The organism is Rhodococcus sp. MSC1_016 (assembly GCF_023667485.2).
In the GTDB taxonomy this organism is placed as follows: domain Bacteria; phylum Actinomycetota; class Actinomycetes; order Mycobacteriales; family Mycobacteriaceae; genus Rhodococcus_F; species Rhodococcus_F oxybenzonivorans.
Genome location: NZ_JAMOZI020000001.1, coordinates 1,010,432 through 1,024,499, shown reverse-complemented (window position 1 = coordinate 1,024,499; position 14,068 = coordinate 1,010,432). Strand labels below are relative to the sequence as shown.

The following is a 14,068-nucleotide window of genomic DNA, read 5'->3' as shown; positions in this document are numbered from 1 at the left end:
GGCGATTCGCACGTCACACGCGAGGGCTACTCTCATGTATATAGGCGCTCTGATCGGGTACCGAAATAGAAACGAGGCGAACACCTGCCGTGAGCAGCAGCTCTACATCCCAGTTCGGACAGAACCAGTGGTTGGTCGACGAAATGTACCAGCGTTTCCAGGACGATCCGTCGTCCGTGGACGCGAGTTGGCATGAATTTCTGACGGATTACTCCCCCGATGCCGCCGCCAAGGCCGGCGTAGCCAACGGACGCGGCACGAACGGCACCACCACCGCCGCATCTGCTGCCGCTCCCCCCGGCAAGACGTCGCCGCCGCCGGCCGCCAAGGCCGAGACCGCGCCCACGTCGGCGACCAAGACGGGCGACGGCGCCCCGGCGAAGTCCGCCGCCAACGGTGCAGCTCCCAAGGTAGCGGCGCCCAAGACGGCCGCACCGAAGGCCGCGCCGGCCAAGACCGCACCGGCCAAGGAGTCGCCCGCGAAGGCGTCCGCTCCCGAGACCGCTGCCGAAGAAACGAAGGTTCTGCGCGGCGCCGCTGCTGCCGTCGCGAAGAACATGTCGGCCTCGCTGGCCATTCCGACCGCCACCAGTGTTCGCGCCATCCCTGCGAAGCTGATGTTCGACAACCGGATCGTCATCAACAACCACCTCGCCCGTACCCGCGGCGGCAAGATTTCCTTCACCCACCTGCTGGGTTACGCGATCGTGCAGGCGGTCAAGGCGTTCCCCAACATGAACCGGCACTTCGCGGAGATCGACGGCAAGCCGCACTCCGTCACGCCCGCGCACACCAACCTCGGCCTGGCAATCGATCTGCCGGGCAAGGACGGCAGCCGGTCCCTCGTCGTCGCCGCCATCAAGAACACCGAAACGCACAACTTCACGCAGTTCTACAGCGCCTACGAGGACATCGTCCGGCGCGCGCGTGACGGCAAGCTCACCGGTGAGGACTTCTCGGGCGTCACCATCTCCCTCACCAATCCCGGTGGCATCGGCACCGTGCACTCCGTGCCGCGTCTGATGCAGGGACAGGGCGCCATCATCGGTGCCGGTGCCATGGAGTACCCCGCCGAATTCCAGGGCGCGAGCGACGAGCGCATTGCCGACATGGGCGTCGGCAAGCTGATGACGCTCACCTCGACGTACGACCACCGCATCATCCAGGGTGCCGAGTCCGGCGACTTCCTCCGGACCATTCACAACCTGCTGATCAGCGACGAGTTCTACGACGAGATCTTCCACGCGCTGCACATCCCGTACGAGCCGGTCCGCTGGCGTCAGGATGTGCCCGAAGGCGCCGTCGACAAGAACACGCGTGTCCTCGAGTTGATCGCCGCGTACCGCAACCGCGGTCACCTGATGGCCGACACCGATCCGCTGCAGTTCGTCAAGGACAAGTTCCGCAGCCACCCGGACCTCGACGTCATCACGCACGGCCTGACCCTGTGGGATCTCGACCGTGAGTTCAAGGTCGGCGGCTTCCACGGCCAGGAGAAGATGAAGCTCCGCGACGTGCTCAGCGTGCTGCGGGACGCGTACTGCCGCCACGTCGGCGTCGAATACACGCACATCCTCGAGCCGGAACAGCAGCAGTGGCTGCAGGACCGCGTCGAGGCGCATCACGTCAAGCCGACGGTCGCTCAGCAGAAGTACATCCTGAGCAAGCTGAATGCCGCCGAGGCGTTCGAGACGTTCCTGCAGACCAAGTACGTCGGCCAGAAGCGCTTCTCCCTCGAGGGCGCCGAGTCCGTCATCCCGATGATGGACGCCGTCATCGACCAGGCCGCCGAGCACCAGCTCGACGAGGTCGTCATCGGCATGCCTCACCGTGGTCGTCTGAATGTGCTGGCGAACATCGTGGGTAAGCCGTACTCCAAGATCTTCACGGAGTTCGAGGGCAACATGAACCCGGCTGCCGCGCACGGCTCCGGTGACGTGAAGTACCACCTCGGCGCCGAGGGCACGTACATCCAGATGTTCGGCGACAACGACATCACGGTGTCGCTCACCGCCAACCCGTCCCACCTCGAGGCCGTCGACCCGGTCCTGGAGGGACTGGTCCGCGCCAAGCAGGACATCCTCGACAAGGGCGAGGACGGCTTCACCGTCCTGCCGTTGATGCTGCACGGCGACGCCGCATTCGCGGGACAGGGCGTGGTGGCGGAGACGCTCAACCTCGCGCTGCTGCGCGGATACCGCACCGGCGGCACCGTCCACATCGTGGTCAACAACCAGGTCGGCTTCACCACCGCCCCGGAGCACTCGCGTTCCTCCGAGTACTGCACCGATGTCGCGAAGATGATCGGCGCGCCGATCTTCCACGTCAACGGTGACGACCCCGAGGCCTGCGTGTGGGTTGCCCAGCTCGCTGTCGACTTCCGGGAGAAGTTCCAGAAGGACGTCGTCATCGACATGATCTGCTACCGCCGTCGCGGTCACAACGAGGGCGACGACCCGTCGATGACCCAGCCGGCGATGTACGACGTGATCGACACCAAGCGCAGCGTTCGTAAGAGTTACACCGAATCGCTGATCGGCCGTGGCGACATCTCGCTCAAGGAAGCCGAAGACGCTCTCCGCGACTACCAGGGACAGCTCGAGCGGGTGTTCAACGAGGTCCGCGAGCTGGAGAAGTACAAGCCCGAGCCGAGTGAGTCGGTCGAGCTCGACCAGCCGCTGCCCACCAAGTTGACCACCGCGGTCGACCGTTCGGTCCTCGAGCGGATCGGTGACGCGTTCGTCAACGTGCCCGAGGGTTTCTCGGTGCACCCGCGCGTCAAGCCGGTCATCGAAAAGCGCCGCGAAATGTCTCGCGAAGGCAAGATCGACTGGGCGTTCGCGGAACTGCTCGCCTTCGGTTCGCTGGTCGACCAGGGCAAGATGGTTCGCCTCTCGGGTCAGGACTCCCGCCGCGGTACGTTCACGCAGCGTCACTCGGTGCTCATCGACCGCAAGACGGGCGACGAGTACACGCCGCTGCAGAACCTCGGCAGCCAGAACCCGGGTAAGTTCCTGGTCTACGACTCCGCACTCAGCGAGTTCGCCGCCGTCGGTTTCGAGTATGGCTACTCCGTGGGCAACCCGGACGCCCTCGTGCTCTGGGAAGCCCAGTTCGGTGACTTCGTCAACGGTGCGCAGTCCATCATCGACGAGTTCATCTCCTCCGGTGAGGCCAAGTGGGGTCAACTGTCCGACGTCGTGCTGCTCCTTCCGCACGGTCACGAGGGTCAGGGTCCGGACCACACGTCCGGCCGTATCGAGCGCTTCCTCCAGCTGTGCGCCGAGGGATCGATGACGGTGGCCGTGCCGTCCACGCCGGCCAGCTACTTCCACCTGCTGCGTCGCCACTCGCTCGACGGAATCCGCCGCCCGCTGGTGGTGTTCACGCCGAAGTCGATGCTGCGCAACAAGGCCGCCGTGTCCGATATCGAGGACTTCACCACCGGCAAGTTCCGGTCCGTCTTCGAAGAGCCGGTTTACGAGACCGGTGACGGCGACCGCAGCAAGGTCACCCGGGTGCTCCTCGTCAGCGGCAAGCTGTACTGGGAACTGCTCGCGAAGAAGCACAAGGACAACCGCGACGACATCGCGATCGTCCGTATCGAGCAGCTGTACCCGGTGCCGAGCCGTCGCCTGCGTGAGACGCTCGATCGCTACCCGAACGCCGCCGAATTCCGGTGGGTTCAGGAGGAGCCGGCCAACCAGGGTGCATGGCCGTTCTTCGGTCTCGCGCTGCCCGAGTTGCTCCCGGAGAAACTCGCCGGGATCAAGCGGATTTCGCGCCGTTCGATGTCGGCACCGTCCTCGGGTTCGAGCAAGGTCCACGCCGTCGAACAGCAGGAGATTATCGACGAAGCCTTCGGCTGACGTCGACTGAACTACCACTGAGCCGGGCCGAGTTCGCTGTACGAAGCGAACTCGGCCCGGCTTTGTGGTGTCCGGATCCGCTCGGTTAGGGGCTTGCGCTGGTGGCCGCGACCAGTGCTGCGGCGATCTCGGGCGCCGCCGCGACCGCGAGGGCGGGCAGCGCTTGGACGTTGAGTTCGATCAATTGCTCGCGGGTGAGCTGCGGATCGCGCAACCAGCTGATCGTGACCTCCTCGACGTATGCGATCCAGCCACGGACGGCCAGTTCCACCGCGGGTGTCCGCTCGACGCCGAGGATCGGGAGCTGCTCGAGGGTGCGCTCGGACATCATTGCCCGGGTCTCCTCGAAGACAGCCCGCATGTCGGGGTCGCCACTGGCTGTGCCTCGAAGCAGCGAGACGTAGGTGCCACGGTTCTCCGACACGTAGTCGACGTATGCGGCCAATACGGACCGCAGAATCTGTAACGGATCCCGGGCGTCGTCCACGTAGGGGTCGGGCGCGGTCCGGGCCAGCATCTCGCTGCTGGAGTGGCGCACGATGGCGAGATGGAAGTCGTGCTTCGAGGCGAAGTAATGGAAGAGCAGTCCCCGCGAGACTCCGGCCTGGTCGGCGATCTCCTCGACCGAGATCTGCTCGAGCGGCCGTTGCGCCAGCATCTTCACACCGAGGTCGATCAATTGTGCCCGTCGTTGCTCCGGGCTGAGACGGGTCCGCTTCACGACGTCCATGACAGCATCTTACTGAACGGAGGTCAATAGCTATTGACTACCCCTCAATAGCGCCCTATTGTCTCTTACATGAGTCTTCCCGTCACAGACACTTACGACACGACCGCGGGTGCCCGATACGTCGATACCTTGATCATCGGCAGCGGGTTCGCCGGACTGGGCGCGGCTATCAAGCTCACCCAGGCAGGCAAGACCGACTTCCTCGTGCTCGAGCGCGGCACGGAGGTCGGCGGCACCTGGCGCGACAACACGTACCCGGGCGCAGCATGCGACGTGCCCTCGCACCTGTACTCCTACTCCTTCGCGCTGAACCCGGAGTGGACACGTTCGTTCTCGACCCAGCCCGAGATCCAGAAGTACATCCAGTCGGTGGCGGACAAGTACAAGGTGCGCGATCGCCACGTTTTCAGTTGTGACGTGAAATCCGCGCATTGGAACGAGCAGACCACCCGGTGGGAAGTCACCACCACCAAGGGGAACTTCGTCGCGAAGATCGTCGTCTCGGCGGTCGGTGCACTGTGCGAGCCGGCGCTTCCCGACATCAAGGGCATCGAAGAGTTCGAGGGCGAGATCTTCCACTCCGCCCGCTGGAACCACGACGCCGACCTGACGGGAAAGCGGGTTGCCGTCATCGGCACCGGCGCCTCGGCCATCCAGATCGTCCCGGCGATCGGCAAGAAGGTGTCGCACCTCGACGTCTACCAGCGCACGGCCCCGTGGATCCTGCCTCGCGCCGACCGCGAGTACACGAAGGCCGAGCACGCCGCGTTCAAGTACCTGCCCGGTTTCCAGAAGCTGTGCCGTAGCGGGATCTACTGGATGCGCGAGAGCCAGGTCGTCGGGCTCGCGAAGGCACCGGTGTTCATGAAGCCGCTGCAGTTCGCGGCCGAGCGCCACCTGCGCCGCCAGATCAAGGACAAGGACCTGCGCAAGAAGGTCACCCCGAATTTCCAGATCGGGTGCAAGCGCATGCTGATCTCGAACAACTACTACCCGACGCTCGCGCAGGACAACGTCGACCTGGTGACCGAGGGCATCGCCGAAGTCAAGGGCAACGCAGTCGTCTCGAAGACCGGCACGGTCCGCGAGGTCGACGCCATCGTGGTCGCCACCGGTTTCCACGTCACCGACTCCCCCACCTTCCAGGGAATTTTCGGCAAGGACGGCCGCTCGCTCGCCGAGGTTTTCGACGAAGGCGGGCAGCAGGGTTACAAGGGCGCGGCGATCGCGAACTTCCCCAACATGTTCTTCCTCGTCGGTCCCAACACAGGACTGGGCCACACCTCGATGGTCTTCATGATCGAGTCGCAGCTCAATTACCTGGTCGACGCACTCGACACCCTCGACAAGTACGGCATCGGCAAGATCGAGGTCCGGCAGGACGCGCAGGACCGCTACAACGCCGACCTCCAGGAGAAGCTGTCGCACAGCGTGTGGAACAACGGCGGGTGCGCCAGCTGGTACCTCGACAAGCACGGCAACAACACGACACTGTGGCCGGGGTTCACCTTCCAGTTCCGCAATCAGACACGGCGTTTCGACCTCGCGGCGTACGACAGTGTGGCTGCCGCCGACCTCCCCGCACCGGTGCAGGTGAACGGTCAGGCCTCGAACTCGTTCGCCATCTCGGCACAGATCGACCTCGACGACGACAAGGTGGCAGCACAGTGAGCACATTCGCAGGCAAGGTGGTCGTGATCACCGGCGCCGGTTCGGGCATCGGCAGGGCTCTCGCCGTCAACCTGGCAGGGCAGGGCGCCAAGCTGGCGATCTCCGACATGGACACCGTCGGTCTCGCCGAGACGGCGCGACAGGTTGCCGCCCTCGGCGCCGAGGTAAGGTCGGACCATCTGGATGTCACCGAGCGCGAAGCGGTACTCGCGTACGCCGACGCCGTGCTTGCCCACTTCGGAACGATCAACCAGGTCTACAACAACGCCGGTATCGCGTACCACGGCGAGTTCGAGAAGTCCGAGTTCAAGGACATCGAGCGGATCATGGATGTGGACTTCTGGGGAGTCGTCAACGGCACCAAGGCATTCCTGCCGCACCTCATTGCCTCGGGCGACGGCCACCTGGTGAACATCTCGAGCCTCTTCGGTCTGTTGTCCATGCCGGGACAGACCGCCTACAACTCCGCGAAGTTCGCGGTCCGCGGCTTCACCGAGTCGCTGCGACAGGAAATGCTGATTGCGAAGCATCCCGTCAAGGTGACCTGTGTGCATCCGGGAGGCATCAAGACAGCCATTGCCCGAAATGCCACCGCAGGCCCCGGCGAAGACTTGGACACGTTCGCCCAGTTCTTCGACAAGAAGCTCGCCCGGACCTCACCGGAAGATGCTGCTGCCACCATCGTCAAGGGTGTGAGCAAGGGTAAGGCGCGGGTACTGATCGGCGCCGACGCGAAGTTCCTGGACGCCTGGGTGCGCGTGGTCGGCCCGAGCTACCAGCGAGTGGTCGCCGCCGTCGCCGGGCGTGTCCTTCCCAAGCCGAACTGAGGTCGCCGTGAGCTTCTCCTTGCCGCTCCCGGTAGTCGCCGCCGCGCTGCGGCCGTTCTACCGGCTGAGCCTCAACTCGCGGCTGCCGTATCCGGCGCAGAGGGCGCTGCTCGAAATGGCCGCACCGCTGCAGCAGATGCCGGAGGGGGCGGCCTGCCGGCCGGCCACCTTGGCCGGCCGGCCCGCCGAGCGGATCACGGTGGGCGCCACCGAGCGCCGGACCGCCGTGCTCTATCTCCACGGTGGCGCGTACACCATCGGCTCGCCCGCGACCCACCGGTCGCTGGCCGCGCATCTGGCACGTGAATCCGGAAGTGTGGTTTACACACTCGACTACCGCCTCGCCCCCGAACATCCGTTTCCTGCCGGGCTGGAGGACGCCGTGGCGGCGTTCCTCGAGCTGACCACGGAACACGGGTACGAGACAGGACGACTGGCCATCGCCGGCGATTCCGCGGGCGGTGGTCTGGCGGCGGCCACGGCGCGGCGCCTGATCGACCGGCACGGGGTCACCCCGGCCGCGTTGGGACTCATCTCACCGTGGGTCGATCCGTGCAGGCGCGACACTATCCGGGACCGTGACCTCGTGGTGAATACCGCGTGGTCGTTCCACGCCGCCGAGAAGTACCTGGGGAGCGGAAACAAGTTCGATCCCGGTTATGCCCCGCTGCACGGAGATTTGAAGGGGTTTCCGCCCACTGTCGTTCACGTCGGACTCGACGAGGTTCTGTATCCACAGATCTTGGAGTTCGTCGACAAGCTCGAGAAGTCGGGCGTCGACGTGACGCTCACCGAATACGCCCGACTCTGGCACGTTGCGCACCTCCAGGCCTCGTTGGTACGCGAGGCTGCGGAGGCCGTCGCCGAACTCGGGGCTTACCTGAAATCACACATGTGCGTCCAGCCAGACACGAGCGACGTCGGCTGAATCGGCACCACCGCGGACCTGTCCGATCATGTCGGCCAGGTCCGCTGTCGTCAGCTCCCCCGCCACCACGTTCAGCGCCTTGATCTGGGGCTCACCGAGCGCCCCGACCCGGTAGAGCGGCACCACGTTCTGGGCTGTGAAGATCGCCTCGTCGTCGTCCAGCAGAACGAGGTCCGAGCTCGCGACTTCCGGGGTCGCGGTGGTCACTCCTGCCACCACGGCGCCATCCGCCTGTGCGGGGACGGAGAGTTCCGCGACCGCCGCGGCTCCGTCCGGAACCGCGCGCGTCTGCGCGAACGTGCAACCGGTCAGATCGGCGAGTGAGCCGGCCTCGAAATCGGGGGTGAGCACCGCGACGCTACGACGGCACGCGGGAATGAGCTCGTCGAGCGTCGTCACCGCCATCCGGGTAGACGTGTCCGCAGACACCGCCAGCGCGGACCGATCCTCCGCCGCCGCGTAATCGGAGATCGAAAGACCTTGCGGCAGCGCCTGACTCAACGCCTCGAACACCTCGTCCTGTTCCTTTTCGGTCGACTCCGGATCGTAGTAGCGCAGCAGCCGGCCGGTGAACTCGGGCACCAACGTCACTTCGCCCGCATCGAGCCGCCGAAGATAGGCGGTGCGGTCGCCCAGTCCGGTCTCGGTGGATGCCGGCGCACCCGTCGATCGGAGAGCGCCCGCGTAGATTTCGGCCAGGACCCGGCTTTCCGCCGTGTCGCCCGACCCCACCACCACCTCACCCGCGGTCTGTCCCGCGGAACCGTCGAGAGCAGTGTTGCCGACATCGCAGGCCGACAGCGCGCCGGGAATCAGAATTAGCACCGACGCTGCCGCCCACGCCCCGAGACGAGCGGACTTCCGGGAACTCCCGCTCCCCGATCCGCCCTTACCTGTCTGTGCCACCTCGCACGCCTTCCCTCGCATCACGCTGAGCCGAAACCAGTGTTGCCCACCTGCCTATCGTTACACTGACGCCACATCGGCCCGGCGGTGTGCCCACCGGATCTCCCGATCATGCGGCAGTAGTGAACAACGGCAGTAGTGAACAAACGGCAGTGGCGAACAAACGGAAGGACGCGCATGCGCACCTCGAACACATCCTCGGGTCGCGGGTTCGCCCGCCGCACTCTGGGCGGCCTCGCGGTCGCCACGGTTGCCGTGGTCTCCCTCGCCGCGTGCGGGGGCGGTTCCGATCCGTTGTCGGCCGAGGGTGAAGGGTCCGGTGACGACGCGAACGCCGTCATCGTGGGTTCGGCGAACTTCCCGGAGTCCGAGACGGTGGCCAATATCTACACCGAGGTTCTCCGCGCCAACGGTTTCGACGTAACCACGAAGTTCGACATCGGAAGCCGCGAGGCCTACATTCCAGCGCTGAAGGACGCGTCGATCGACGTCATTCCGGACTACACGGGCAACCTGCTGCAGTACCTCGACCCGCAGTCGACCGCCACCAGCGCTGCCGACGTCGACGCGGCACTCCCGGGCGCACTCGGATCGGAGTTGACGATCACCACCCCAGCTCCAGCCGAGGACAAGGACGCCGTCGTCGTCACCGCGGAGACCGCGCAGAAGTGGAATCTGACCTCGATCGCGGACTTGGCAGCGCATTCGGCGGAGGTCAAGTTCGGTGCCCCCGCCGAGTTCCAAGAGCGCCGCGCCGGACTGCCCGGACTGAAGGAGAACTACGGACTCGACATCGCACCGGCCAACTTCGTCCCCATCGCGGACGGCGGCGGACCCGCCACGGTCGAGGCTCTGGCATCGGGGCAGATCACCGCGGCGAACATCTTCACCACCTCGCCGGCAATCGAGAAGAACAACTTTGTGGTGCTCACGGACCCGAAGAACAACTTTCCGGCTCAAAACGTTGTTCCGGTGGTGCGCGCAGCCAAGTCGACGGCCGAGCTGACTCGAGCGCTCGACGCACTGTCCGCGAAGCTGACGACGGAGGAGCTGGTGAAGTTGAACGATGCCGTGTCCGGTGACGCCAAGACGGAGCCGGCGGCAGCCGCGAAGCAGTGGGTCGTAGACCAGGGGCTCGACAAGCCGGTCTCCTGAGGAGTCGACGGTGATCACATTTTCGGGCGTCACCAAGCGGTACCCGGACGGCACCACGGCGGTCGACAACCTCGATCTGCATATCGACGCGGAGTCGTTCACGGTCTTCGTCGGGCCTTCCGGCTGCGGCAAGACCACATCGATGCGCATGATCAACCGGATGATCGCCCCGACGGCCGGAACCATCTCGGTCGACGGCCGGGACATCGCCTCGACCGATGCAGTGAAGCTTCGCCTCGGGATCGGTTACGTGATTCAAAGCGCCGGACTGCTACCGCATCGCACCGTGATCGACAACGTCGCGACCGTACCGGTCCTTCGCGGTGACTCCCGCCGTGCGGCCCGTATGGCTGCGCTGTCGGTGCTCGAGCGGGTGGGTCTCGACCCCGCGCTGGCGGGCCGTTATCCCGGCCAGCTGTCGGGTGGGCAGCAGCAGCGTGTGGGGGTGGCCAGGGCGCTAGCTGCCGACCCGCCCATTCTGCTGATGGACGAACCGTTCAGCGCGGTGGACCCCGTGGTCCGCGGGGATTTGCAGGCGGAGATGCAACGACTGCAGGCCGACCTGCGCAAGACCATTGTGTTCGTGACGCACGATATCGACGAGGCGGTCAAGCTCGGTGACCGGCTGGCAGTCTTCGGACCGGGCGGCCGACTGCAGCAATACGATGCGCCCGACACGGTGCTGTCCGCGCCGGCCACCGATTTCGTCGCCGGATTCGTCGGCCGCGACCGCGGCTATCGTGGCCTGTCGTTCCGCGCGGCAGACGAGGTTTCCCTTCATCCCCTCCGGACGGCCACCGAACGGGAGCTGAGCACACTGCGGCTCGACCGCGGCGATTGGGCACTCGTGGTGACCGATTCCGGTGTTCCGCGGGGCTGGATCGACGTCACGGGCGTCGAAGGCGTGCGCTCGGGCCGCCCACTGTCGGAATGTACCGCCGCAGGCGGCTCACTGTTCCCGCCGGGCGGAGACCTGCGGCAAGCGTTGGATGCGGCCATCTCGTCGCCGTCGGGAATAGGCGTGGCCGTCGACAAGGACGGTGCCGCCCGCGGCGGCATCCTCGGGTCCGAGGTCATCGAGAAGCTGACGCAACAGCGGGCCGCCGAGGATCGCGCGCGGAACGCGCAGTTCTTCGCGCCCGCGTCCACTTCTCCCGACAGGCCGTGATCCTGTGCGGTGGCTCATCGACAATTTTTCCGTAGTCGTCGACCTGACGAAGACCCACCTGTACCTGGCGCTGATGCCACTCCTACTCGGCCTGGTCATCGCCGTCCCGGTGGGCACCGCGATCCGGGGTGCATCGGTGCTACGCAAGGTCACCACGACCGTCGCCGGCGTCGCGTTCACGATTCCCTCGCTGGCTCTCTTCGTCACCATCCCGTCCGTCGTCGGACTGCAGATCCTCGATCCGCTCAATGTGGTGATCGCCCTGACCATCTATTCCACCGCCCTGCTCGTCCGCGCCGTCCCGGAGGCCCTCGACTCGGTTCCCGCCGACGTCGTCGACTCCGCGAATGCGATGGGTTTCCCACCCTTGCGCCGGGCACTGACAGTCGAGTTACCTTTGGCCCTACCGGTTCTCGCGGCAAGTGTGCGCGTGGTGGCAGTCACCAACATTTCGCTGGTCTCGGTCGGTTCGCTGATCGGGATCGGCGGTCTCGGGACCCTCTTCACCCGCGGCTACCAGCGTGACTATCCGGATCAGATTCTCGCGGGGATCATCGCCATCGTCGTCCTCGCACTGGTCTTCGACCTGGCGCTGTTCCTCCTCGCCCGTGCGCTCACACCATGGACGCGGCAGAAGAAGGAGGCGGCGGCATGAGCATCTTCGGCGGGGCGTGGGACTACATTGTGGATCCGGCCAACTGGGAGGGCAGGGCCGGAATCGGGGCCCGCATCCTCGAGCACCTCTGGTACAGCCTTCTCGCCGTCGCCCTCTCGGCCGCCGTCGCGGTTCCGCTCGGTGCGGTCATCGGCCATCTGCGTCGAGGCGAGGTGCTGGTGGTGGGCTTGGTCAACGCGCTGCGTTCACTGCCCACGTTGGGCATGCTGACCTTCCTCGTGCTGCTCCTCGGGCTCGGTCTCATCCCGCCGATCCTCGCCCTGGTGGTGCTCGGCATTCCGCCGCTACTGGCCGGCACCTACTCCGGTGTCGCGAACGTCGACCGGACGGTAGTAGACGCCGCCCGCGCGATGGGCATGACCGAGTGGCAGGTCCTCAGTCGCGTGGAGGCACCGAATGCGCTGCCGCTCATGCTCGGCGGACTGCGCAACGCCACACTGCAGATCATTGCAACCGCAGCGGTGGCCGCGTACGTCAACCTCGGCGGGCTCGGACGGTACATCTTCGACGGACTCGCCTTGCGTCAGTACGACCGGGTACTGGTCGGTGCGCTCCTCGTGACGATCCTGGCCCTCGTCGTCGACGGGCTTCTCGCGCTCGCGGTGTGGGCATCCGTCCCGGGCACTGGCCGGCTACGTCGTGGAATCAGCGCCCAGGAGTGGGCCGACCTGGCCGCCGCCGCGAAGTCCCGCTAGAACGGCAAACACCCCGGGCGGGAACCTTGGTGCGGGCTCCGGTCCGGGGTGTTCAACGGATTCTCGCTAGTCGGTGACGCCTTCTGCGCGAGCAGCGGCGGCGACTGCCTCCGCAACAGCGGGGGCGACGCGAGGATCGAGCGGGCTGGGAACGATCTTGTCTACAGCCAACTCGTCACCGACGACCGAGAGGATTGCCTCGGCGGCGGCAAGCTTCATGCCTTCGGTGATACGGCGGGCGCCGGCGTCGAGCGCACCGCGGAACACACCGGGGAAGGCGAGCACATTGTTGATCTGGTTCGGGAAGTCGCTACGCCCGGTGGCCACGATCGCCGCGTGCTTCTTCGCGACCTCGGGGTGGATCTCCGGGTCCGGGTTCGACAGCGCGAAGACGATGGCGTCGTCCGCCATGGTCGCGATGAGTTCTTCGGGAACCGTGCCCGCGGACACACCGAGGAACACGTCCGCACCGTCGAGGGCTTCGACGATCCCGCCGTGCCGGCCGGTGGGGTTGGTGCGGGCCGCGAGGTCGACCTTGACCTCGTTCAGGTCCTTGCGGTCGGCCGAGACGATGCCCTTGGAATCGAGCACGGTCACGTCGGCGATGCCGGCGGCGAGCAGGATGTTCGCGCAGGCGACACCGGCGGCGCCGGCGCCGGAGATGACGACGCGCAGCGCGGAGATGTCCCGCTTCTGCACCTTCACCGCACCCTTGAGGGCGGCGAGGACCACGATCGCGGTGCCGTGCTGATCGTCGTGCATGACCGGGCAGTCCAGGGCCTCGATCACGCGCTTCTCGATCTCGAAGCAGCGCGGTGCGGAGATGTCCTCGAGGTTGACCGCGCCGAAGCTCGGGCGCAACCGGATGAGGGTTTCGACGATTTCGTCGGGGTCCTTGGTGTCGAGCACCAGCGGAATGGAATTGAGGCCCGCGAAGTTCTTGAACAGTGCGGATTTGCCTTCCATCACCGGAAGGGAGGCGCGGGGGCCGATGTCGCCGAGGCCGAGTACCGCGGAGCCGTCGCTGACGACGACCACGAGGCGGCTGGTCCAGGTGTAGCGGTCGGCGAGGGTCTCGTCGGCGTGGATCGCGCGGGAAACCTGCGCGACGCCGGGCGTGTAGGCAATGGACAGGGCGCGCTGGGTATCGAGGGCGGTCGTGGTCTCTACCGAGAGCTTCCCCCCGATGTGGCCGGCGAAGATCTCCTCGTCGGTCAGCTCGACCTTCTGCGGTGTGGTGGGTTCGGACACGATGGACACGATGACACTCCTGCTAAGTCCAGGCTCACTCGGGGCCGGGTTACTGTGAAGTAACCATGCGGATCGGCGCTGATCTACGTAGTTACTCCGCGAACGACAACTGGTGAAGCTTCCGGTGCGCGCGATCACTTTGGCCGCAGAACTTCCGAAGCGTGGATGGCGCTGGGCGGGTGAGCCCTTGGC

The 14,068-nt window shown here is 65.9% G+C and carries 11 protein-coding genes; 8 read left to right on the top strand and 3 right to left on the bottom strand.

Translation table 11 applies throughout. The annotated features are described in order from the left end of the window. The first annotated feature begins 89 nt into the window (after positions 1–89). A complete protein-coding gene (locus L1080_RS04800) occupies positions 90–3,869 on the top strand; it encodes a multifunctional oxoglutarate decarboxylase/oxoglutarate dehydrogenase thiamine pyrophosphate-binding subunit/dihydrolipoyllysine-residue succinyltransferase subunit (protein WP_250768700.1) in 3,780 nt (1,259 codons plus the stop codon). 85 nt (positions 3,870–3,954) lie between these two features. Here the strand turns inward: L1080_RS04800 and L1080_RS04795 are convergent, their stop codons facing one another. After that, entirely contained in the window at positions 3,955–4,599 is a 645-nt protein-coding gene (locus L1080_RS04795) for a TetR/AcrR family transcriptional regulator (protein ID WP_250768697.1), read from the bottom strand. A gap of 69 nt (positions 4,600–4,668) precedes the next feature. On the opposite strand from L1080_RS04795, the gene L1080_RS04790 reads away from it, so the two are divergent. Genes L1080_RS04790 through L1080_RS04780 form a run of 3 tightly spaced genes read left to right on the top strand, consistent with a single transcriptional unit; the run spans position 4,669 to position 8,025 of the window. Further along, positions 4,669–6,270 carry a flavin-containing monooxygenase gene (locus tag L1080_RS04790; protein ID WP_250768696.1) on the top strand — a complete coding sequence of 534 codons (1,602 nt, stop codon included), beginning with the start codon at positions 4,669–4,671 and terminating at the stop codon, positions 6,268–6,270. Continuing rightward, the gene (locus tag L1080_RS04785; RefSeq protein ID WP_250768694.1) at positions 6,267–7,097 is read left to right on the top strand and encodes an SDR family NAD(P)-dependent oxidoreductase; all 831 of its coding nucleotides are present in this window, start codon (positions 6,267–6,269) and stop codon (positions 7,095–7,097) included. The genes L1080_RS04790 and L1080_RS04785 overlap by 4 nt, the downstream gene beginning before the upstream one ends. A gap of 7 nt (positions 7,098–7,104) precedes the next feature. Continuing rightward, the gene (locus L1080_RS04780) at positions 7,105–8,025 is read left to right on the top strand and encodes an alpha/beta hydrolase (RefSeq protein WP_250768692.1); all 921 of its coding nucleotides are present in this window, start codon (positions 7,105–7,107) and stop codon (positions 8,023–8,025) included. Here the strand turns inward: L1080_RS04780 and L1080_RS04775 are convergent. Next, positions 7,984–8,931, bottom strand: coding sequence for an ABC transporter substrate-binding protein (locus tag L1080_RS04775; RefSeq protein WP_250768690.1), 948 nt, complete (start codon positions 8,929–8,931; stop codon positions 7,984–7,986). The genes L1080_RS04780 and L1080_RS04775 overlap by 42 nt on opposite strands. A 177-nt stretch (positions 8,932–9,108) precedes the next feature. On the opposite strand from L1080_RS04775, the gene L1080_RS04770 reads away from it, so the two are divergent. The 4 genes from L1080_RS04770 to L1080_RS04755 are packed head-to-tail and all read left to right on the top strand — an operon-like array spanning position 9,109 to position 12,625. Next, positions 9,109–10,086: an ABC transporter substrate-binding protein gene (locus L1080_RS04770; RefSeq protein ID WP_159925455.1), complete on the top strand. Its 978-nt coding sequence runs from the start codon at positions 9,109–9,111 to the stop codon at positions 10,084–10,086. Positions 10,087–10,096: 10 nt separating this feature from the next. Next, complete coding sequence (locus L1080_RS04765) at positions 10,097–11,254, top strand: ABC transporter ATP-binding protein (RefSeq protein ID WP_250768688.1); 1,158 nt, start codon at positions 10,097–10,099, stop codon at positions 11,252–11,254. A 4-nt stretch (positions 11,255–11,258) separates the two neighbouring features. Beyond that, a complete protein-coding gene (locus tag L1080_RS04760; RefSeq protein WP_250768686.1) occupies positions 11,259–11,909 on the top strand; it encodes an ABC transporter permease in 651 nt (216 codons plus the stop codon). After that, positions 11,906–12,625 carry an ABC transporter permease gene (locus tag L1080_RS04755; protein ID WP_250768684.1) on the top strand — a complete coding sequence of 240 codons (720 nt, stop codon included), beginning with the start codon at positions 11,906–11,908 and terminating at the stop codon, positions 12,623–12,625. The genes L1080_RS04760 and L1080_RS04755 overlap by 4 nt, the downstream gene beginning before the upstream one ends. A 66-nt stretch (positions 12,626–12,691) precedes the next feature. Here the strand turns inward: L1080_RS04755 and L1080_RS04750 are convergent, their stop codons facing one another. Beyond that, positions 12,692–13,885: an NAD(P)-dependent malic enzyme gene (locus tag L1080_RS04750; RefSeq protein WP_250768683.1), complete on the bottom strand. Its 1,194-nt coding sequence runs from the start codon at positions 13,883–13,885 to the stop codon at positions 12,692–12,694. Positions 13,886–14,068: the final 183 nt, after the last annotated feature.

Excerpts from the sequence above, each read along its gene's own strand:
- L1080_RS04795 (WP_250768697.1), bottom strand. The coding sequence starts at position 4,599 with ATGGACGTCGTGAAGCGGACCCGTCTCAGCCCGGAGCAACGACGGGCA.
- L1080_RS04790 (WP_250768696.1), top strand. The coding sequence starts at position 4,669 with ATGAGTCTTCCCGTCACAGACACTTACGACACGACCGCGGGTGCCCGA.
- L1080_RS04770 (WP_159925455.1), top strand. The coding sequence starts at position 9,109 with ATGCGCACCTCGAACACATCCTCGGGTCGCGGGTTCGCCCGCCGCACT.
- L1080_RS04755 (WP_250768684.1), top strand. The coding sequence starts at position 11,906 with ATGAGCATCTTCGGCGGGGCGTGGGACTACATTGTGGATCCGGCCAAC.